This window comes from Lentzea sp. DG1S-22, assembly GCF_036321065.1.
In the GTDB taxonomy this organism is placed as follows: Bacteria; Actinomycetota; Actinomycetes; order Mycobacteriales; family Pseudonocardiaceae; genus Lentzea; species Lentzea jiangxiensis.
This window is the reverse complement of sequence record NZ_CP143276.1, coordinates 3,992,501-4,012,269: the sequence shown is the minus strand read 5'-3', so window position 1 is coordinate 4,012,269 and position 19,769 is coordinate 3,992,501. Positions and strand designations below refer to the sequence as shown.

Below are 19,769 nucleotides of genomic sequence, written 5' to 3'. Positions count from 1 at the left end.
GCTGGCTCCACTCTGACAGACGTTTTGGCGTTAGTCAGTGTTCCCGTGTACGTGGCGACTCGCGTCACTCTCCGATTTACCCGCCTGCAGCAGCTTCACACCTCCGTTCGCCACCGGTTCACCGGCTTGACACGCACGCTGGGCAACCGGAAACCCGCTGGTGGAGCAGCCAAGTGCGGCCAGGCGGTCGGTTGCGTGCGGCCGGGAGTGTGATATCGGTTGCTCTTGTCCGCCCGCAGCGAACAGGTCACGAACGTCCCACGATTCGGACGCGAGACCGTGATCGACGAGCGGTCCTCGACCCGGATTCGAGGTTTCGGGCGAACGCCGGCGCAGCGCCCGCTACGGACATTTCCGGCGTTCTTTCGCGGAAAGCGAACACTTCCGCCACATTTTCACGAACCCGCGAGCAGCGCTCGCCGAAAACACCGAAGCCCCGCACCGAACCGGTGCGGGGCTTCGTGCGTATGACCGGGTAGGACCTAGTCGAGGTAGTCGCGCAGGACCTGGGAGCGCGACGGGTGACGCAGCTTCGACATCGTCTTGGACTCGATCTGGCGGATGCGCTCACGCGTGACGCCGTAGACCTGACCGATCTCGTCCAGCGTGCGCGGCTGGCCGTCGGTGAGACCGAAGCGCAGCCGGACGACGCCCGCCTCGCGCTCGGACAGCGTCGCGAGCACGGACTGCAGCTGGTCCTGCAGCAACGTGAACGAGACGGCGTCCACCGCGACGACGGCCTCGGAGTCCTCGATGAAGTCGCCGAGCTGGCTGTCGCCCTCGTCGCCGATCGTCTGGTCCAGCGAGATGGGCTCACGCGCGTACTGCTGGATCTCCAGCACCTTCTCGGGCGTGATGTCCATTTCCTTGGCGAGCTCCTCCGGGGTGGGCTCGCGGCCCAGGTCCTGGAGCAGTTCGCGCTGGATGCGACCGAGCTTGTTGATGACCTCGACCATGTGCACCGGGATGCGGATGGTGCGGGCCTGGTCGGCCATCGCGCGGGTGATCGCCTGACGGATCCACCAGGTGGCGTACGTGGAGAACTTGTAGCCCTTGGTGTAGTCGAACTTCTCGACCGCGCGGATCAGACCGAGGTTGCCCTCCTGGATCAGGTCCAGGAACGCCATGCCGCGGCCGGTGTAGCGCTTGGCCAGCGACACGACGAGGCGCAGGTTCGCCTCGAGCAGGTGGTTCTTGGCGCGCTCGCCGTCGCGGACGATCCAGCGCAGGTCGCGGCGCAGCTGCGGCGTGAGCTTCTCCGCTTCCTCCTCGGAGCGGCGCACGCGCTCGGCGGCGTAGAGACCCGCCTCGATGCGCTTGGCGAGCTCGACCTCCTCCTCGGCGTTGAGGAGGGCGACCTTGCCGATCTGCTTGAGGTAGGCGCGTACCGAGTCGGCCGAGGCGGTGAGCTCCGCGTCCTTGCGCGCCTGGCGCAGGGCCTCGGACTCCTCCTCGTCCCAGACGAAGTCACCCTCGGTCTTGGGGTCCTCCGCCTCCTCGGGCTCGTCGACGACCGGCTCGTCGACGATCTCGACGTCCTCCAGGTCCTCGGCGCCCGGAGCGCCTTCCATGTCCTCGGGCTCGTCGCCGTCCTTCTTGGCGGTGCCCTTCGCGGCAGGATCGGCCTTGCCGGCCGTCTTGCGCGGGGCCTTGGCTGCGGGCTTCTTCGCTGCCGCAGCGGTCGTCTTGCGCTTCGGCTTCTCCTCGGCCTCGCCGGCCGCGGTCGCCTTGGTCGTCTTGGCGGCGCTCGCGGCGGAGCTGGAGCGTCGGGTTGCGGTTTCTGCGGCTGCCACGTACGCCCTTTCGCGACGGTCGTTCAAGGCGGACCAGAGGGCGCGAAACCTCGGTCGCCAGAGTTCAGGGGATCTCCCCGCCGATCTTGCCCGGCGGGTGTGCGTTCCATTGTAACGACGTCGGTGACGCGGTGTTGCGCCCCGAGGTGCTTCGAGGCGCTCTCACCTGCGTTGTCGCAGCTAGATCGAGTCGGACACGTTTCGGTGTCGAATGGTCGTCAAGGCCTGACGCCGTGCGCGGCGGCCCAGGCGGCGCCCACGATGCCCGCGTCGTTCTTCAGCGCCGCGGCGACGACCTCGGTGCGGACCTTGAGCAACGGCAACCACTTGTGCGCCTTCTTGCTCACGCCACCACCCGCGATCACCAGGTCCGGCCAGATGAGGTCCTCCAGCACGTTGATGTACCGGCTGACGCGGGGAGTCCACTCCTCCCACGACAGGTCCTTCTCCTCCTTCACCGACGCGGCCGCGCGCTTCTCGGCGTCGTGGCCGTCGACCTGGAGGTGGCCGAACTCGGTGTTCGGGACGAGCTTGCCCTCGAGGAACACCGCGCTGCCGATACCGGTGCCGAACGTCAGCAGCACCACGGTCCCGCCCTTGCCGACGCCCGCGCCGAACGACATCTCCGCGATGCCGGCCGCGTCCGCGTCGTTCATGACCACGATGTCCTCGGGCCTGCGCTTGAGGCGCTCGGCGAAGAGCTTCTGCGCGTCGCAGCCGATCCAGCCCTTGTCGACGTTCGCCGCGCTGAGCGACACACCGTGCTTGACCACGCACGGCAGCGTGATGCCGACCGGTCCCTCCCACTGGAACTTCTCGACGATCTCCGCGACGACCTCCGCCACCGCCTCCGGCGTGGAGGGCTGAGGCGTGGGGATCCGCATGCGCTCGCCGTCCAGTGCTCCTGCCTCGAGGTCGACCAGGCCGCCCTTGACGCCGGAGCCGCCGATGTCCACACCGAACCCGCGGGTGATGCCCATTCCCCGTGGTCCTTCCTACTCGTTCGATTCAGTAACCGTGGTGCGCAGACATTAGCCTGACGTCGTCCGATAGTCCCGTGCCAGTGACGTAGGAGGAAACCGGTCGTGTTCGATCCCCGGCCACTCGTTGACATCGCGACGGCCGTCGGACGGGAAGCGGGCGCTCTTGTTCAGCGCATGCGCGCCTCCGCGGTCGTCTCGTTCGACACCAAGAGCACCTCCACCGACGTGGTCACCGCCGCGGACCGGGCCTCGGAACAACTCGTCCGGACGCGTCTGTCCGAGTTGCGCCCCGGCGAGCCCGTGCTGGGCGAGGAGGAGGGCGGCACCGTCGTCGAGGGCTTGACGTGGGTCGTCGACCCGATCGACGGCACCGTCAACTACCTGTACGGGATCCCCTGGTACTCGGTGTCGATCGCGGCGCAGCTCGACGGCGAGTCCGTCGCTGGCGCGGTGTTCGAGCCCGCGACCGGACGCTTGTGGACCGCCGCCCGCGGCCACGGCGCCTTCCTGGACGGCACGCCCCTGCAGGTGTCCGCGACGACGGACCTGTCGCTGTCCCTGCTCGGGTACGGCTTCGCGTACCGGCCAGAACGGCGGCAGCGCCAGGCCGAGACGTGGGCCCGCATGGCGACGCGCGTGCGCGACCTGCGCCGGGCCGGCGCGGCGTCGCTCGACCTGTGCTCGGTGGCCGCGGGACGGCTCGACGCCTACGCCGAGCACGCGCTCGGCCGGTGGGACTGGGCGGCCGGCGGGCTGATCGCCGCGGAGGCCGGCGCGGTCGTGCGGCTGCCGGGATCGTCGCCGGAGCTGGGGGAGGACGCGACATTCGCCGCCGCACCGGGCATCGCGGACGCGATGTACGCAGCGCTCGCCGAGTCCGGCTTCGACAAGGTCTGAAACCGCAGGTCAACGCACTGATATATCGGTTGTGCAAAAGACGTTTGCGACGTCCGCAAACGTCTTTTGCACAAGGGGTCGTTGCAACGTCGCGGGTCAACGTCCGATCAACGTCGCGTCAACGTCGGATCAACGTTGTTTCCGGCGTCTGCCCGGTCAGCTCCGACAGCAGGGCGACGACTTCGCGAACGTCCGGGACGTGGATCAGTTCGGCGACCATCGCGTTCATGAACCCGTCCGGCGTGTACCGCCGGTCGAGGCGGACGTACCCCGAGCCGTCCGCCTCCTCCAGGAACGTCAGGACCTCGACGTCGGAGAGCTCGGTCGACCTCTCTCCGCGGCCGGGCACACACACGACACGTCTGTTGGTGACGTAGTAGGTCGTGCGGTGCAGCGTGAGCCGGCGCCACGCGAACGGCTCGACGAAGCGGAACGTCGTGGACGCGAGGATCCCGCCTCCGACGAGCAGGAAGTTCCAGACGTCGAACGGACCCAGCCAGCCGTCCACCAGCCACATGACCGCCGCCACCACGGCGAACAGGACGGCGTCGAACTTCAGGCTGAACCGCATCCACGCGGCGTCAACGCGCAGGAAGACCGAACGGTGCACGGGCGAGCCCTGCCAGAGGACGCGCTCGCCCGGAAGAAGATCCACCCCCATGCCCGCAAGGTAGCGGAGCAGGACCTCAGCAGGTCACCTCTCGCGCGCCCGCCAGGTTGTCCGCGTTCAGCGACGGCGAGGTGGCCGCGGCGACCTGGCCGCCCTGCTGCTCCGGCTGCTGCGCCGCCCACTCGCTGAGCTGGTCGAGGACCTTGCGGGCGCTGCTGTTCGGCTTGACCTCGTCGAACTTCTTGCCGATCGCGACGTCGACGGTCGCGTCCTGGCGGTCGTCGCGCACGAGCTCCAGGCACGGCTCCAGCAGCGACAGGGTCCTGGCCGCCGACGCGCCGGGCGCGCCGAAGCGGAGCTGGCCGCGGCAGGTCATGTCGCCCGCCGGGTAGATGGGGTCGTTGCCGGGGTCGGCCGCCTGCTTCAGGCCGAGCTCGGTGAGCATCGTGGCCACGGCCTTGGCGTGGTTGCGCTGCGTCGAGGCGTTGACGACCTTGAAGTTGACCTCGCCGACCGGCACCGGGTCGGTGCGGTCGAGCGCGTCGTGCTCCAGGACGGTGCCCAGCGCGGGCGGCGGGGCCGTCGACGTCGCGGCGGCCGGGTCGGCGGGTACGACGGCCGATGCCGTCGTCACGTTGCCGGGCGGGTTGCACCTGATCGCCGCGTCCACGTCGCCGGCGTTGCCGAGCACCTTCACCCACACGAACACGGAACTGACCAACAGCACCGCGAACAGGACGAGCGCGGGCACGGGCCGACGCCTCTTGTACGGCGTCAAGTTCCCCGATGCGGATCCCACGTCCGAAGCCCTCCCCGTGATCCGTCCCTGAGGTCCAGCCTAGGCCTTGCCCGGCTGGACCGCGCCCCGACGGGCGTGACCCACTGCACCGGCCTGGTCGCTCACAGTCAGGACGGTACCGGCTCGGCGTCAGGTTGCACGCCGAGGCGTGGGTGCTCCCGCACAGGGTATCGGTCCAGCGTAGAAAGGTTGTGTCACCCGTCCGGTCGGTAAGGGGTAACCCGATGCCGGGCCACTCCGACAATGAGCTACCCTCTGCGCGCTCCGCGCACATGTCGATCAAGCCGACGGTCACGTCAAGGGGGTTGGCTCGGCCGCCGCGTGCGAGAGACCTACGTCACCTTGACGTGGGGCACAAATGAGGTCGCTGGAGCGTTAACCAGCGACACGAACAGTCTCCGTAGACCGCAGGGGTGAAGAAGATGGCGACCGACTACGACGCGCCGCGTCGCAGCGAGGCGGACGAACTCGCTGAGGACTCCCTCGAGGAGTTGAAGGCCCGGCGGAACGAGACGCAGTCCGGCGTCGTCGACGTCGACGAGGACGCGAGCGCGGAGAACTTCGAGCTCCCGGGCGCCGACCTGTCCGGCGAGGAGCTCACGTTCAAGGTCCTGCCCAAGCAGGCCGACGAGTTCACGTGCTCCAAGTGCTTCCTGGTGCACCACCGCAGCAGGCTCGCCGAGGACAACAACGGCGTGTACGTCTGCCGCGACTGCGCTTGATCCACGGCCTGAGGGCCGTCGGAGAGAAGACCGCTTCAGAGAACTGGGCGCTCACCCTCACGGGTGGCGCCCAGTTGTGTCTTTCAGGACTTGATCGCCGCGGCCAGCTCTTCCGGGCGCCGCGTGCTGATCACCCAGTAGGGCGTCGGGTCCTCGGGGTCGTTCACGCGCACCCGCACGAGCGGCTTGACCCAGCCGCGGTGCACGACGTACGCCGCCGGGTCCAGGTGCGGGCCCATGGCCTTGCGCTTGTCCTCGGGGGCGATGACCTCGACCTCGCCGAGCAGGTCCAGCGGGATGTGGGCGTCACCGGCGCGGAGCTCGCCGCCGGCGACCTCGACCTTCGTCGACCCCATGCGCACGATCAGCACGACCGTGAGGGGCAGCAGGATCACGTACGGCAGCCAGGAGCGCACCCCGGGGAAGCCCATGTGCACCTCGGCGGCCAGCAGCGCGGCGGCCAGCAGCGGCAGCGGCCAGATCCACCACGTCACGTAGAGGCGCTCGCGGAAGGTCGTAGTGGCGGTCACGGCAGTCTCACTCACGTCGTCAGGGTAATCTCGGCCGCCGTGTCCAGCGTCGAGGTGTTGCTGACCCGGCTCGATCCGGGGGTTCCCGTGCCCGCCTACGCCCGTCCCGGCGACGCGGGCGCCGATCTGGTCACCACGTCGGACGTGGTCATTCCACCAGGCGAGCGAGCGGTGGTCGGCACCGGTGTCGCCATCGCGCTGCCGGAGGGGTTCGCCGGGTTCGTGCACCCGCGGTCCGGACTGGCGGCGCGGGTCGGGCTGAGCGTGGTCAACACGCCGGGCACGATCGACTCCGGCTACCGCGGTGAGATCCGCGTTTGCCTCGTGAACCATGATCTTCGTGAGCCGATCGCGCTGTCGCGCGGCGACCGGATCGCCCAGCTCGTCGTGCAACGCGTCGAGCACGCGGTGTTCCGCGAGGTCGCCGAGTTGCCGGAAACGGCACGCGGTGCGGGAGGCTATGGCTCGACCGGTGGGCATGAGGTGCTCGCCCGGATGAATGCGGAGGGGTAGGGCATGTTCGGAAGGCGCCGCAAGCGCGGTCGTCACTCCTCGGGCTCGGTCGACACCGGTCCGGAGCACGACGAGGCGTTCGACGAGGACGTCGACGGCCCGTGGGACTCGACGGTGGCGCCCCGTGACGACGTGCAGCGGCTCGACCTGGGATCGGTGCTGCTGCCGATGCCGGACGAGGCCCAGCTGCAGGTCGAGATGGACCAGCAGGACGGTTCCGTGCGCGCCGTGCACATCCTCACGTCCGTCGGGCAGCTGACGGTGAGCGCGTTCGCCGCGCCGAAGTCCGGCGGCCTCTGGAAGGAGGTCGGCGCCGAGCTGGTGCAGGGCCTCAAGGAGGACGGCGCCCGCATCAACCGCGAGAACGGCGAGTGGGGCGAGGAGATCACCGCGCGCAACCAGGGCGTGCAGATCCTCTTCATCGGCATCGACGGGCCGCGCTGGATGCTGCGCGGTGTCGCGGCCGGTCCCGAGGAGCACTTCGCGCAGAACTCCGAGGCGTTGCGTGAGATGATCCGCGGCACCGTCGTCGTGCGCGGCGAGCAGCCGATGCCGCCCCGCACCCCGCTGCCGGTCGAGCTGCCGGAAGCGATCGCCCGGCACATCCAGCAGCAGGGCTAACAGGCCTGTCGCCACGCCTGCACCGCGCGCCCCAGCGCGTGCGGGTAGGCGTCGAGCGTCGTCGTGACGAGAACGGCCCGCGGGAGGGCTTCGGCCCACTGCCGGGCGACGTCGATCGGGTGCACCGGGTCGTCGGTGCACCCGAGGATCCCCGCCGGCACGTCGAGCGACCTCAGCTCCTCGAGCGTCGGCGCCGGTGACTCGGCGGCCTCCTCGAGGTGCGGCACCAGCAGGTCGCCGTAGCCGCGCCAGGCCCTGCCGAGCTCCTCGCGCAGCCAGCCGGTCGTGCCGGCCAGCGCGGCCTCCAGGCCCCGCGTCGCGACGACCTGCGCGCTGGCCTTCGCCGCGAGCGCCGCGGGGGCCCCGTCCGGGGAACCCGTCCACGCGGGCAGCGCGAGGACCAGACCCGCGCACCTGTCCGGGTTGGCCGCGGCCCACCGTGCGGCCACGTGGGCGCCGAGTGAGACGCCACCCACCACGATCGGGTGGCCTTCCCGGGCATTTTCGAGGGCCGTCAACCGTTCACGGAGTGTGCGGACCGCCGGTGCTGTGAAAACGGCACCGACCTGCGACAACGGCTCGGTGAACACGGAACGGACAAACACCTCGTCGGAGGCGGTTCCGGGCAGGAGGACAACGGTCTCGGCAGGCACGGCCGAGATTGTCGCCCCCTCTGCGTACCCTCATGACAGACGGTCCACACCACGGGCCACCTGAGCAATGCAGGAGTCGGGGATGAGCGGCTATTGGCGCCGCTTGGTGCGTCGCTTGACCAGCGACGTCGCCGAGCTCGACGCGGACGACCTCTCGCGAAAAGCGGAGGCCGTCGGCGCGGTGAAGGCCTGCGACTGCAAGTCCGGTGAGGAGGTCACCGTCCTCGGAAGGCTCCGCAGCGTGGAGCTCTGCCCCCGCGACGCGGCCGCCACCCTGGAAGCCGAGCTCTACGACGGCACCGAGGGCGTCACCCTCGTCTGGCTCGGCCGCCGTCGCATCGCGGGTATCGAGCCTGGTCGGACGATCAAGGCCCGTGGCCGCATCGCCGTGCGCGACGGGCGCAAGGTGCTCTACAACCCCTATTACGAGTTGCAGAACGCTTCATGACTTCAGCCAAGACCGAAGAAAAGCAGCCCACCGTCCTCGAGCAGATGGGCGGCGTGAGCGGAATGCTCTACTCGTCGCTGCCCGTCCTCGTCTTCGTGATCGTCAACTTCACCACCAAGAACCTGATGGCCGCGATCATCAGTTCGCTCGCCGCGGCCGTCGTCATCGGCGTGGTCCTCGCGGTGCGCAAGGGCACCGTCCAGCCCGCGATCTCCGCCGTCTTCGGCGTCGGCATCGCGGCCTTCATCGCCTACAAGACAGGCGAGGCCAAGGGTTTCTTCCTCTTCGGCATCTGGCAGAGCGTCGTCTACGGCAGCGCGTTCCTGCTGTCGATCGTCGTGCGCCGGCCGCTCGCCGGCGTGATCTGGACGTTCCTCAACGGCAGAGACCGCTCCTGGCGCGACGACAAGGCCACGGTCCGCGACTACGACATCGCGACCTTCGTGTGGGCCCTCGTCTTCTTCGCCCGCTTCGTCGTCCAGCGCTGGCTCTACGACGGGGACCAGGTCGGCTGGCTCGCCGTCGCCCGCCTCGCCATGGGCTACCCGCTGATGGCCATCGCACTGCTGGCCACGGTCTGGGCGGTCCGCCGCGCGGACAAGCGCCTCAAGGCGGCCGAGGATGCCGCGGAGGCGAAGGCCAGGTCCGAGGCCGAGGCGGAGGACGTCCTGGCCCGCACGGCCGACGACCTGCTGACGCCGGACATGGACGAGCTCAAGCGCGTCGTCGACGCCGAGTCCCGCGACAGGTCCAGGGACTGATCCGCCCGCCGTTCCCGGCCGGCGCCTCCTCGTGGGGCGCCGGCCGGGTCCGTACGGCGATCAGTAGCCGAGAGCGCTCTTGATGTCCTGCTCGACGGCGGCGGTCGTGACGAACAGCAGCTCGTCCCCGCCTTCCAGGGTGTCGTCCGGCTGCGGCACGATGACCCGCCCGCCGCGCAGGATCGTCACCAGAGCGGCGTCCCGGGGCAGCGTCAGCTCCGACACCGCGCGCCCGGCGAACGGCGTCGACTCGTCGAGCGTGATCTCCACGAGGTTCGCCTGGCCCTGCCGCAACGTCAGCAACCGCACGACGTCGCCGATCGTCACCGACTCCTCGACCATCGCGGCGAGAAGCCGTGGCGTCGACACGGCCACATCGACACCCCACGACTCGGTGAACAGCCATTCGTTCGTCGGGTCGTTCACGCGCGCGACGACGCGGCGGACCGCGAACTCCGTCTTCGCCAGCAGCGACACCACGAGGTTGACCTTGTCGTCACCGGTCGCGGCGATCACCACGTCGCACAGCTGCATGCCGGCGTCCTCCAAAGAGGACAGCTCGCACGCGTCGGCCTGCACCCACTCGGCCTGCTCGACCGAGTTCGGGTCGAAGTGCGCCCGGTCCCGCTCGATCAGCATGACCTGGTGCCCGTCCGAGACGAGCTCCTGCGCGATGGACCGGCCCACCGCGCCCGCACCCGCGATCGCGACCCGCATCAGCTCTCCTCCGGTGCCTGCAGCGCCGCGGCCGCGACGTCGGTGATCGTGCCGGACAGCGCCGCCACGTAGATGGTGTCGTCCGCCTGCACCACGGTCTTGGCGTCGGGCAGGACCCCGGTGCCGAACCGCATGAGGAACGCCACGCGCGCGCCGATGGCCGCCTCGAGGTCGAAGACGGGCCGTCCGACCCACGACTCCTCGACCTCGATCGGCAGCACCGCCACGGTGCCGGACGGGTCGCGCCACGCGGTCGCCGCGCCCTCGGGCAGCAGCATCCGCAGGAACCGGTCGGTCGACCACGGCACGGTCGCCACGGTCGGGATGCCCAGCCGCTCGTACACGGCGGCGCGCTTGTGGTCGTAGATGCGGGCGACGACGTGCTCGACGCCGAACGTCTCGCGCGCGACCCGCGCCGAGATGATGTTCGAGTTGTCGCCGCTGGAGACCGCCGCGAACGCGCCCGCGCGCTCGACACCCGCCTCGATCAGGACGTTGCGGTCGAAACCGTTGCCGATGACCTGCTGGCCGTGGAAGTCGCTGCCCAGCCTGCGGAACGACTGCGGGTCCTTGTCGATCACGGCGACCTGGTGGTCGAGTCGCTCGAGGGCCCTGGCCAGGGAGGCTCCCACCCGGCCACACCCCATGATCACCACGTGCACGACTTGCCTCCTCAGGCGAACTCTCCGCAGAACCTACCCAGCATTAGCCTGTCCCGGTGAGCGGACCCCTTACGCTCTGGCCGTGTCCAAGCTCGCCACCGCTGCCAAACGCCTCCTGGTCGGCAGGCCGTTCCGCAGCGACCGCCTCGCTCACACCCTCCTGCCCAAACGCATCGCCCTCCCCGTGTTCGCCTCCGACGCCATGTCGTCGGTCGCGTACGCGCCGGAGGAGATCTTCCTGATGCTGTCGGTGGCGGGCCTGAGCGCCTACGCCCTGGCGCCGTGGGTGGGGGTCGCGGTCGTCGTGGTCATGCTCACCGTGGTCGCCAGCTACCGGCAGAACGTGCACGCCTACCCCTCCGGCGGCGGTGACTACGAGGTCGCGACGGTCAACCTGGGGCGCAGGGCGGGGCTCACCGTGGCGAGCGCCCTGCTCGTCGACTACATCCTCACGGTCGCGGTGTCGATCTCGGCGGCGGCGGCGAACATCGGCTCGGCCATCCCGTTCGTCGCGACCCACAAGGCGGAGTTCGCGGTCGCGGCCATCGTGCTGCTGACGGCGGTGAACCTGCGCGGCATCCGCGAGTCCGGCGCCGCGTTCGCCGTGCCGGTCTACGCGTTCATGATCGGCGTCTTCGGCCTGATCGGCTACGGCCTGTTCCGCGGCTTCGTGATGGGCGACGAGATGCGGGCAGAGAGCTCCGGTCTCGAGATCCACGCCGAGTCGGACCACCTGATGGGTCTCGCCTTCGTGTTCCTCGTGCTGCGGGCGTTCTCGTCCGGCTGCGCCGCGCTCACCGGCGTCGAGGCGATCAGCAACGGCGTGCCGGCGTTCCGCAAGCCCAAGTCCCGCAACGCGGCGACCACGCTGCTGCTCATGGGCGGCATCTCGGTGTTCATGCTGATGGGCCTGATCGTCCTCGCCCAGCTCACCGACGTGCGGATGGCCGAGTCCCCCAAGCAGCAGATCACCAACGCCCCCGAGGGCTACGAGCAGAAGACGATGGTCGCGCAGATCGCGCACGCCGTGTTCGACAGCTTCCCGCCCGGCTTCTACTTCATCGCCGGTGTCACCGCCCTGATCCTCGTGCTCGCGGCGAACACCGCGTTCAACGGCTTCCCCGTCCTCGGCTCGATCCTCGCCCAGGACCGCTACCTGCCGCGCCAGCTGCACACCCGCGGCGACCGGCTCGCGTTCTCCAACGGCATCCTGTTCCTCGCCGGGTTCGCGGTCGTGCTGGTGATCGCCTTCGACGCCGAGGTCACCCGGCTGATCCAGCTCTACATCGTCGGTGTGTTCGTGTCGTTCACGCTGAGCCAGCTCGGCATGATCAAGCACTGGCAGCGGCTGCTCAAGACCGAGACCGACCCGCAGGCCCGCACCCGCATGCGGCGCTCGCAGGCGATCAACACGTTCGGCCTGGCGCTGACCGCGACCGTGCTGATCATCGTGCTCATCACCAAGTTCACCAAGGGCGCGTGGATCGCCATCGCCGCGATGGCCGCCATCTACGGGTTGATGACGGCGATCCGCAAGCACTACGACACCGTCGCCGAGGAGCTGCGCAAGCAGGAGCGCGTGCGCACGATGCCCGCCCGCAACCACGCCATGGTGCTGGTGTCGAAGCTCCACATGCCGACGCTCAGGGCGTTGTCCTACGCGAAGGCCACGCGCCCGGACGTGCTGGAGGCCGTCACGGTCAACGTCGACGACCGCGACACCCGCCGGCTCGTGCAGGAGTGGGAGAAGGAGAACTTCAAGATCCCGCTCAAGGTCATAGAGTCGCCGTACCGGGAGATCACCAAGCCCGTCCTCGACTACGTCAAGCGCGTCAAGACGGACAACCCGCGCGACGTTGTTACGGTGTTCATCCCCGAGTACGTCGTCGGCCACTGGTGGGAGCAGCTCCTGCACAACCAGAGCGCTTTGCGGCTCAAGGGAAGGCTGCTGTTCCAGCCGGGTGTGATGGTGACCAGTGTGCCGTGGCAGCTCGAGTCGTCGGTGAAGGTCAAGGACAAGGACGTCATCGCGCCCGGCGCTGTCCGAAGGGGACTTGACGACCGATGAGCTCGACCAAGGAAGACTGGACCGGACGCAAGTTCGAGGTCCAAGTGGGGCCCGTTGCTCATGGCGGGCATTTCGTGGCACGGCACGAGGGACGCGTTGTGTTCGTGCGTCACGCGCTGCCCGGCGAGCGCGTCGTGGCATTGGTGTACGAGGACAACGGCGGCTCGTTCTGCCGTGCGGACGCCGTGGAGGTCTTGGAGCCCTCACCGGACCGGGTGTCGCCGCCCTGCCCGTTCAGCGGGCCGGGGAAGTGCGGTGGCTGCGACTTCCAGCACGTCTCGTGGGACGCGCAGCGGGAGCTCAAGGCCCAGGTCGTCCGGGAGCAGCTCTCCCGGCTCGGCAAGATCGAACGGGACGTGGTCGTCGAGGCGCTGCCCGGTGGTCCGCTGGAGTGGCGGACCCGGATCCGGATGGCCGTCGACCGCGACGGGAGGCCGGGTTTCCGCGGCACCCGTTCCCACGACGTGATCCCGGTCGACCACTGCGTGATCTCGCGGCCGGGCATGGTCGAGGCGGTGACCGGCCGGACGTGGCGGGCGCAGGAGCTGACGATCGTCCAGGACGGTGACGGCAACCGTCACGTGGGCGAGGTGCGCGGCCGGCACACCGCGCGACGCGCCGGATCGGGTACGGCCGTCGAGACCGCCGCCCAGCGGAAGTGGAGGATTTCCGCCGAGGGTTTCTGGCAGGTCCACCCGGCCGCCGCGGACACCTTCGCGACCGTCGTGGGGCAGTGGGCCGCGGCCGAGCCGGGCCAACGCGCGTGGGACCTCTACGGCGGTGCGGGCCTCTTCGCGTCCGTGCTCGCCCGTCAGGTCGGCGAAAGCGGATCGGTGCTGGTCGTGGAGTCCTTCCCCGGTGCCGTGGAGGACGGCAGGCGCAACCTGCGCCGCCTGTCGCAGGTGGAGTGGGTGGCGGACAAGGTCGAACGCGCCGTGACGCGCAGGCTGCCCGTCGAGGACCCCCACGTCGTCGTGCTGGACCCGCCCCGCAAGGGAGCGGGCAAGGTCGTTGTGGCTGAAGTCGCACGACGCCGTCCGCAGCGGGTCGTGTACGTGGCCTGCGACCCCGCCGCCCTGGCGCGAGACCTGGCCGAATTCACAGTTCAGGGGTACCGGCTCGCCGATCTGCGGGCGTTCGACGCGTTCCCGATGACGCAGCACGTGGAGTGCATCGCGCTGCTCGTACCTGAGACGCCGTGACCATGCGTCTCAGTCGCGTCTCCGTAGACTGAGCCGAAGTCTTCAGGAGTGAGGTGGGCGTGGTGACCCTGCTGGAGTCCGTGCACGGACCGGCTGATCTGAAACGGATGGACGAGGCGCAGCTGTCGCGGCTGTGCGAGGAGATCCGGCGTTTCCTGGTCGACAAGGTGTCCAAGACGGGCGGGCACCTGGGCCCGAACCTGGGTGTCGTCGAGCTGACCGTGGCTCTGCACCGCGTGTTCGACTCGCCGCAGGACCCGATCGTGTTCGACACCGGTCACCAGTCGTACGTGCACAAGATCGTCACGGGCCGGCGCGACGGCTTCGACCGGCTGCGCCAGCGGGGCGGGATGTCGGGCTACCCGTCGCGGTCGGAGTCCGAGCACGACGTGCAGGAGAGCTCGCACGCCTCGACGGCGCTGTCCTACGCCGACGGTCTGGCGAAGGCGAAGCAGATCAACGGCGCCCACGGCCACGTGGTCGCCGTGGTCGGCGACGGAGCGCTGACCGGCGGCATGTGCTGGGAGGCGCTGAACAACATCGCGGCGGACAAGAACCGCCCGGTCGTGATCGTGGTCAACGACAACGGCCGCTCGTACTCGCCGACCATCGGTGGTCTCGCCGACCACCTGTCGTCGCTGCGCCTGCGCCCCGGCTACGAGCGCGTGCTGGAGAAGGGCAAGAGCGCCCTGCAGCAGACGCCGATCCTCGGCAAGCCCGTCTACGCCGCCCTGCACGCCGCCAAGCGCGGCATCAAGGACGCGCTGGCGCCGCAGGCGATGTTCGAGGACCTCGGCCTCAAGTACATCGGCCCGGTCGACGGCCACGACATCTCGACGCTGGAGTCTGCTCTGCAGCGCGCGAAGTCGTTCGGCGGCCCGGTCATCGTGCACGCCGTCACCCGCAAGGGCATGGGCTTCGCGCCGGCCGAGAACCACGAGGCCGACCAGATGCACGCCACCGGCGTCATCGACCCGATCACCGGCGAGGACCTCAAGCCGTCCAGCCGCACCTGGACGCACGTGTTCTCCGACTCGCTGGTGGAGATCGGCCGGGAACGCTCCGACGTCGTGGCGATCACCGCCGCGATGCAGGGGCCGACCGGTCTGGACGCGTTCGCCAAGGCGTTCCCGGAGCGCTTCTTCGACGTCGGCATCGCGGAGCAGCACGCGCTGACCTCCGCCGCCGGTCTCGCGATCGGCGGCCTGCACCCGGTCGTCGCGGTGTACGCGACGTTCCTCAACCGGGCCTTCGACCAGCTGCTGATGGACGTGGCGCTGCACAAGCAGGGCGTCACGGTCGTGCTGGACCGCGCGGGTGTCACCGGCCCGGACGGCGCGTCGCACCACGGCATGTGGGACATGTCGATCCTCGGTGTCATCCCCGGCATCCACGTGGCGGCGCCGCGTGACGCCGGCACGCTCGCCGAGGAGCTGCGCGAAGCCGTGGCGGTCTCGGACGCCCCGACGGTGATCCGCTACCCGAAGGCGTCCGTGGGCGCGGACCTGCCGGCGTTGGAGCGCGTGGGTTCCGTCGACGTGCTTCGCCGCTCCGGCAACGACGTGCTGCTGGTGACGGTCGGTGCGCTGGGCGAGCTCGGCCTCGAAGCCGCGCACCGGCTGGAGGACCAGGGCATCGGCGTGACGGTCGTCGACCCGCGGTGGATCTACCCGATGTCGTCCGACCTCGTGGAGATGGCCGCGTCGCACAAGCTCGTCGTGACCGTCGAGGACGGGGGCCGGCACGGTGGCTTCGGTTCGGCTCTCGCGGCTGCCCTGCGCGACGCCGATGTCGAGGTGCCGTTGCGGGACATCGCTCTGCCGCAGCAGTTCCACGACCACGGCTCGCGCGGCGAGGTGCTGGCGTTGTGCGGCATCACCGCGCAGGACGTCGCACGCCGCGTGACGGAGTGGGCGGCCCGGCTGGAGTGCCTGCCCGTGGAAATCGACGCGACCGCGGAGAAGTAGGTCGGCTAACCTCCCACCCCGAGAGCGTCCGCTCCAGGCGGCCCGGCAGGTTTCCCTCGCCTGGTTCCGTGATAGGGCGGACGCGTTGGTTCTGTAGAGACCAGGTTCGAATCCTGACGCCACGACCCCGGCCGCACACGGGGGCGAGGAGCTCTGCGAGTCCCTGGAGGACTCCCGCTCACCGCCTCGCCGGCCGGGGTCGTGGCCTGTCCGGACGGGGGTGGAGACGATGAAGCGCACGTTGTACCCGTGGGAGCGGGGTGTCCGGTTCGACCGCGGTGTGCTGGTCGGTGAGCTCGGTCCCGGACGGCACCGCGTGCCGATGCGGTCCGTGCTGACCCGCGTCGACGTCCGCTCGCGGACGATGACCCCGGCGGCGCAGGAGGTTCCCACCGCAGACGGGGTCCTGGTGCGCGTGACGGTCGTGGTGCGGTGGGCGGTGACCTCGCCGACGAAGTACGTCATGGAGTCGGCTGAGCCCGAGTCCGACCTCTACACCGCCGTGCAGCTCGCTCTGCGCGCCGCCGTGGTCACCCGCGCGCACTCGGCGGTGGACCCCGAGCGGGACGCCGTCGCGGCCGAGATGCTGGCCGGTGTCGCGACGCGCGCCGAGGAGCTGGGGATCACCGTGTCCGAGGTCGCCGTCCGCGACGTCGTCATGCCGGGTGAGCTGCGGCGGGCCGCGCTGGCCGAACTGGTGGCGGCCTCGGAGGGACGTGCGGCGCTGGAGCGGGCCCGTGGCGAGACGGCCGCGCTGCGGTCGTTGCTGAACGCCGCCCGGCTGGCCGAGGAGCACCCGGCGTTGCTGGAGCTGCGGGCGCTGCAGGCCGCCTCGACCGTCGTGGTGGACCGGCCCGCCCGGAAGTCCTGACCGCGGAACCGGTCAGTCCTCGCGCAACCAGAGCAGGGTCGTCCGCGACTCGCGCAGCCGCCAGCCGGCGGGCGTCCTGACCGCGGCGCAGTCCAGGCGCAGCCCCGCGGTGCGGAAGGGTGCCTCACCGGCACGGAAGAAGTAGGTCACCGAGTTCGCCGAGGCGGTGGCCTTGTCACCGTCGAGCTCCACCAGCAGCCCGGTGGTCATGTGCTGGGTGAGCTCGTCCGGCTTGTCCGCGCTCCGCATCGCCGCGACGAACTCGTCGACGCCGTTGATCTCGCCGTTGCGGGGGGAGGAGATCGCGATGTCGCGGTCGAAGACGGTGTGCGCGTCGTCCCACCGCTTCTCGTCGAGCAGGCGGGCGAGCTTGCTGAACAGGACGTTGATCTCGAGACGGTCTGTCGCGGACATGAGAACCCCTAACTAGTTGGCGTCGCCAACGTTGGCGTCGCCAACATTACATATCGTTGTTGGTCGCGCCAACGTTTTAGGATGACGTCCATGGAGGAGACCCCCGCACGCCTGGCCGCGAAACCGAGCTGGCTGCTGACCCAGCTCGCGGTACATGCGCACCGGCTCGCCTCCGAGGCCTTCGGCGAAGAGGGAGCGAGGGGCTACCACTACCGGGTGCTCGCCGCGCTCGACGAGTTCGGCGCGGCCAGCCAGGCCGACCTCGGCCGCCGCTGCAACATGGACCGCAGCGACGTCGTGGCGGCGGTGAACGAGCTGTCGGACCACGGGTTCGTCGACCGTGCGCCGGACCCGCGGGACCGCAGGCGCAACACCGTGACGCTCACCGAGCTCGGCAAGACGCGGCTGTGCCGGCTCGACCGGGCGCTCGACGGGGCGCAGGTCGCGCTCCTGGGGCCGCTCGCGGAGCCCGACCGGGAGGAGCTGACCCGTCTGCTGGGCGTGCTTCTGGCGCACCACCAGCGCGGATAGCTCCGACAGCTCGCGTGAAGGTGCCGTTAAGCGTGGTCTCAGGTGGATGTGGCACCTTGGACTCGTGCGGATTCTGGTTGTCGAGGACGAGGCGCCCCTGGCCGATGCGATCGCTCGCGGCCTGAGGCGCGAAGGCATGGCCGTGGACGTCGCCTACGACGGCGAGACCGGGCACGAGAAGTCGACCGTCACGCGGTACGACGTCGTGGTGCTCGACCGCGACCTGCCGGGGATGTCCGGCGACGAGCTGTGCAAGGAGATCCTCAGCTCCGGCGCGCTCACCAGGGTCATGATGCTGACGGCCAGCGGCTCGATCGAGGACCGCGTGTCCGGGCTGTCGCTGGGCGCCGACGACTACCTCGCGAAGCCCTTCGCGTTCCCCGAGCTCGTGGCGCGCGTGCGGGCGCTGGCCCGGCGCGCGACGCCCGCGACCCCGCCCGTGCTGTCCGCGCAGGACGTCGAGCTGGACCCGGCGCGGCGCACCGTGGCGCGCGGCGGCACCCCGATCGAGCTGACGCGCAAGGAGTTCGGCGTCCTCGAGGTCCTGCTCGCGGCCAAGGGATCGGTCGTCAGCAGCGAGGAGCTGCTCGAGCGCGTGTGGGACGAGAACGCCGACCCGTTCACCACGACCGTGCGCGTCACCGTGATGACGTTGCGCAAGAAGCTCGGAGAGCCGGGCATCATCGACACCGTCGTGGGCTCCGGGTACCGGGTGCCGAGTGCTTCGAACGGATCTGCTGAGGACTGACATGCGCAGACGCGGCCCAGGACTGCGTCTCCGGATCACACTGCTCACCACCGCGCTCGTCGCCGTGGTGAGCGCTGTCCTGCTCTTCCTCGGGTGGACGCTGGTCGGGCGGGTCTTCGACTCGTCGCCGTCGTTCCCCTCCGACAGCCAGGTCACGGTCGACGGCGTCACCGTCACCGCGCAGACCCTGACCGACGCGCTGACGGCTGCCGCTCGCCAAGACCTGCTGCACGCGGGATTGATCGCGTTCGCCTGCATGGTGCTGGCCGCCGCTCTGCTCGCATGGACGTTCACCGGCCGTGTGCTCAAACCGCTGCACGACGTCACGGGCGCCGCACGTCAGCTGTCGGCCGAGTCGCTCGGGTCGAGGCTGCGCCTGGAGGGACCGCGTGACGAGGTGGCGGAACTCGCGGACACGTTCGACGCGATGCTCGACCGGCTCGAAGCGGCCTTCGACTCGCAACGGCGGTTCGTCGCGAACGCGTCGCACGAACTGCGCACTCCTCTCTCGGTGGTGCGCACGGAACTGGACGTGACTCTGTCCGATCCGGACGCCGACGTCGAAGAGCTGCGCCGCATGGCAGGAGTCGTGCGCGCGGCAGGGGAGCGTGCCGAACAGCTGGTGTCGGCGCTCCTGTTGCTCGCGCGCACGGACGGCATCGGGCTCGCCGTGCGTGAACCGGTCGACCTGTCCGCCGTCGTCGAGTCGGCGTGGAAGGCCACGCGGGCCGAGGCGGAGGCGCGGAACCTGCGCGCGGTGTTCCGGTGCGTGCCGGCTCTCGCGGTCGGCGACCCCGCACTGCTGGAGCGCATCGCCGGCAACCTGCTGGAGAACGCCGTCCGGCACAACCACGTCGGCGGGTGGATCGAGACCGTGGTCGAGACCGGGCCGCAGTGGTCGGTGCTGAGGGTGTCGTCGTCCGGTCCGGTCATCCCGCCCGACCGCGTCGAGGAGCTGTTCGAGCCGTTCCGCCGCGGCGTCAAGGACCGCACCGGCCAGTCCGGCACGGGCCTCGGCCTGTCGATCGTGCGTGCCGCGGTGGCCGCTCACGGCGGGTTTGCCCAGGCAGTGGCCGTGCCGACGGGTGGTCTGTCGGTCACCGTGCACCTGCCGAGCGCACCTCACTGACGCCGAGTGCAAGATTCTCTGCGTGGCCCCGGTCACACTCTGCGTCGATCATGGCGGGTTTGGGCCGTCCGCGTGGTGTCTGACCTGCGGTGACGCACTGGAGGACCCCCGATTTGGATCTCGTGGGGCG

The 19,769-nt window shown here is 69.9% G+C and carries 22 protein-coding genes; 13 read left to right on the top strand and 9 right to left on the bottom strand.

Features of this window, described 5'->3' with window-relative positions; all coding sequences use genetic code 11:
- Positions 1-482: 482 nt before the first annotated feature.
- Together V1227_RS17830 and ppgK are read right to left on the bottom strand one after the other, a co-directional pair.
- Complete coding sequence (locus V1227_RS17830; RefSeq protein WP_329793707.1) at positions 483-1,793, bottom strand: RNA polymerase sigma factor; 1,311 nt, start codon at positions 1,791-1,793, stop codon at positions 483-485.
- A 218-nt stretch (positions 1,794-2,011) separates the two neighbouring features.
- Positions 2,012-2,773: a polyphosphate--glucose phosphotransferase gene (gene ppgK / locus V1227_RS17825; protein ID WP_329793706.1), complete on the bottom strand. Its 762-nt coding sequence runs from the start codon at positions 2,771-2,773 to the stop codon at positions 2,012-2,014.
- A gap of 105 nt (positions 2,774-2,878) precedes the next feature.
- On the opposite strand from ppgK, the gene V1227_RS17820 reads away from it, so the two are divergent.
- Positions 2,879-3,673: an inositol monophosphatase family protein gene (locus tag V1227_RS17820; RefSeq protein WP_329793705.1), complete on the top strand. Its 795-nt coding sequence runs from the start codon at positions 2,879-2,881 to the stop codon at positions 3,671-3,673.
- 118 nt (positions 3,674-3,791) lie between these two features.
- Here V1227_RS17820 and V1227_RS17815 read toward each other — a convergent pair whose 3' ends face one another.
- Entirely contained in the window at positions 3,792-4,334 is a 543-nt protein-coding gene (locus V1227_RS17815) for a hypothetical protein (RefSeq protein WP_329793704.1), read from the bottom strand.
- Between the two features lie 25 nt (positions 4,335-4,359).
- Positions 4,360-5,082, bottom strand: coding sequence for an envelope integrity protein Cei (gene cei, locus V1227_RS17810; RefSeq protein WP_329793703.1), 723 nt, complete (start codon positions 5,080-5,082; stop codon positions 4,360-4,362).
- Between the two features lie 422 nt (positions 5,083-5,504).
- On the opposite strand from cei, the gene V1227_RS17805 reads away from it, so the two are divergent.
- Positions 5,505-5,804 (top strand): DUF4193 domain-containing protein, encoded by a 300-nt coding sequence (locus V1227_RS17805; RefSeq protein ID WP_329793702.1) that lies wholly within the window; start codon positions 5,505-5,507, stop codon positions 5,802-5,804.
- 83 nt (positions 5,805-5,887) lie between these two features.
- Here the strand turns inward: V1227_RS17805 and V1227_RS17800 are convergent, their stop codons facing one another.
- Positions 5,888-6,349: a DUF3093 domain-containing protein gene (locus V1227_RS17800; protein WP_329793701.1), complete on the bottom strand. Its 462-nt coding sequence runs from the start codon at positions 6,347-6,349 to the stop codon at positions 5,888-5,890.
- 24 nt (positions 6,350-6,373) lie between these two features.
- On the opposite strand from V1227_RS17800, the gene dut reads away from it, so the two are divergent.
- The gene (gene dut, locus V1227_RS17795) at positions 6,374-6,847 is read left to right on the top strand and encodes a dUTP diphosphatase (protein WP_090102619.1); all 474 of its coding nucleotides are present in this window, start codon (positions 6,374-6,376) and stop codon (positions 6,845-6,847) included.
- Positions 6,848-6,850: 3 nt separating this feature from the next.
- Positions 6,851-7,468, top strand: coding sequence for a DUF3710 domain-containing protein (locus V1227_RS17790; RefSeq protein ID WP_090102617.1), 618 nt, complete (start codon positions 6,851-6,853; stop codon positions 7,466-7,468).
- On the opposite strand, the gene V1227_RS17785 is transcribed toward V1227_RS17790, so the two are convergent.
- Positions 7,465-7,986, bottom strand: a complete 522-nt coding sequence (locus V1227_RS17785) for an alpha/beta fold hydrolase (protein ID WP_329793700.1) — start codon at positions 7,984-7,986, stop codon at positions 7,465-7,467. The genes V1227_RS17790 and V1227_RS17785 overlap by 4 nt on opposite strands.
- A 202-nt stretch (positions 7,987-8,188) precedes the next feature.
- Here V1227_RS17785 and V1227_RS17780 point away from each other — a divergent pair, with 202 nt between their 5' ends.
- Both V1227_RS17780 and V1227_RS17775 read left to right on the top strand, forming a co-directional pair.
- Positions 8,189-8,569, top strand: coding sequence for an OB-fold nucleic acid binding domain-containing protein (locus tag V1227_RS17780; protein WP_030464824.1), 381 nt, complete (start codon positions 8,189-8,191; stop codon positions 8,567-8,569).
- Entirely contained in the window at positions 8,566-9,330 is a 765-nt protein-coding gene (locus V1227_RS17775; protein WP_329793699.1) for a DUF3159 domain-containing protein, read from the top strand. The genes V1227_RS17780 and V1227_RS17775 overlap by 4 nt, the downstream gene beginning before the upstream one ends.
- Before the next feature lie 60 nt (positions 9,331-9,390).
- Here the strand turns inward: V1227_RS17775 and V1227_RS17770 are convergent, their stop codons facing one another.
- Together V1227_RS17770 and V1227_RS17765 are read right to left on the bottom strand one after the other, a co-directional pair.
- A complete protein-coding gene (locus tag V1227_RS17770) occupies positions 9,391-10,047 on the bottom strand; it encodes a potassium channel family protein (RefSeq protein WP_236220254.1) in 657 nt (218 codons plus the stop codon).
- Complete coding sequence (locus tag V1227_RS17765; RefSeq protein ID WP_329793698.1) at positions 10,047-10,709, bottom strand: potassium channel family protein; 663 nt, start codon at positions 10,707-10,709, stop codon at positions 10,047-10,049. The genes V1227_RS17770 and V1227_RS17765 overlap by 1 nt, the downstream gene beginning before the upstream one ends.
- An 82-nt stretch (positions 10,710-10,791) precedes the next feature.
- Here V1227_RS17765 and V1227_RS17760 point away from each other — a divergent pair, with 82 nt between their 5' ends.
- The 4 genes from V1227_RS17760 to V1227_RS17745 all read left to right on the top strand — a co-directional run bounded on the left by V1227_RS17760 (position 10,792) and on the right by V1227_RS17745 (position 16,817).
- A complete protein-coding gene (locus V1227_RS17760) occupies positions 10,792-12,777 on the top strand; it encodes an APC family permease (protein WP_329793697.1) in 1,986 nt (661 codons plus the stop codon).
- Positions 12,774-13,979 carry a class I SAM-dependent RNA methyltransferase gene (locus V1227_RS17755; protein WP_329793696.1) on the top strand — a complete coding sequence of 402 codons (1,206 nt, stop codon included), beginning with the start codon at positions 12,774-12,776 and terminating at the stop codon, positions 13,977-13,979. The genes V1227_RS17760 and V1227_RS17755 overlap by 4 nt, the downstream gene beginning before the upstream one ends.
- A 62-nt stretch (positions 13,980-14,041) precedes the next feature.
- The gene (gene dxs / locus V1227_RS17750) at positions 14,042-15,946 is read left to right on the top strand and encodes a 1-deoxy-D-xylulose-5-phosphate synthase (protein ID WP_329793695.1); all 1,905 of its coding nucleotides are present in this window, start codon (positions 14,042-14,044) and stop codon (positions 15,944-15,946) included.
- Between the two features lie 229 nt (positions 15,947-16,175).
- Positions 16,176-16,817 carry a slipin family protein gene (locus V1227_RS17745; RefSeq protein ID WP_329793694.1) on the top strand — a complete coding sequence of 214 codons (642 nt, stop codon included), beginning with the start codon at positions 16,176-16,178 and terminating at the stop codon, positions 16,815-16,817.
- Between the two features lie 12 nt (positions 16,818-16,829).
- On the opposite strand, the gene V1227_RS17740 is transcribed toward V1227_RS17745, so the two are convergent.
- A complete protein-coding gene (locus V1227_RS17740) occupies positions 16,830-17,231 on the bottom strand; it encodes a nuclear transport factor 2 family protein (protein ID WP_329793693.1) in 402 nt (133 codons plus the stop codon).
- 90 nt (positions 17,232-17,321) lie between these two features.
- On the opposite strand from V1227_RS17740, the gene V1227_RS17735 reads away from it, so the two are divergent.
- From V1227_RS17735 to V1227_RS17725, 3 genes are all read left to right on the top strand, one after another.
- The gene (locus V1227_RS17735; RefSeq protein WP_329793691.1) at positions 17,322-17,762 is read left to right on the top strand and encodes a MarR family winged helix-turn-helix transcriptional regulator; all 441 of its coding nucleotides are present in this window, start codon (positions 17,322-17,324) and stop codon (positions 17,760-17,762) included.
- 64 nt (positions 17,763-17,826) lie between these two features.
- The gene (locus V1227_RS17730) at positions 17,827-18,510 is read left to right on the top strand and encodes a response regulator transcription factor (protein ID WP_090102807.1); all 684 of its coding nucleotides are present in this window, start codon (positions 17,827-17,829) and stop codon (positions 18,508-18,510) included.
- A 1-nt stretch (position 18,511) separates the two neighbouring features.
- Positions 18,512-19,639, top strand: coding sequence for a sensor histidine kinase (locus V1227_RS17725; RefSeq protein WP_329793690.1), 1,128 nt, complete (start codon positions 18,512-18,514; stop codon positions 19,637-19,639).
- The last annotated feature ends 130 nt before the right edge of the window (positions 19,640-19,769 follow it).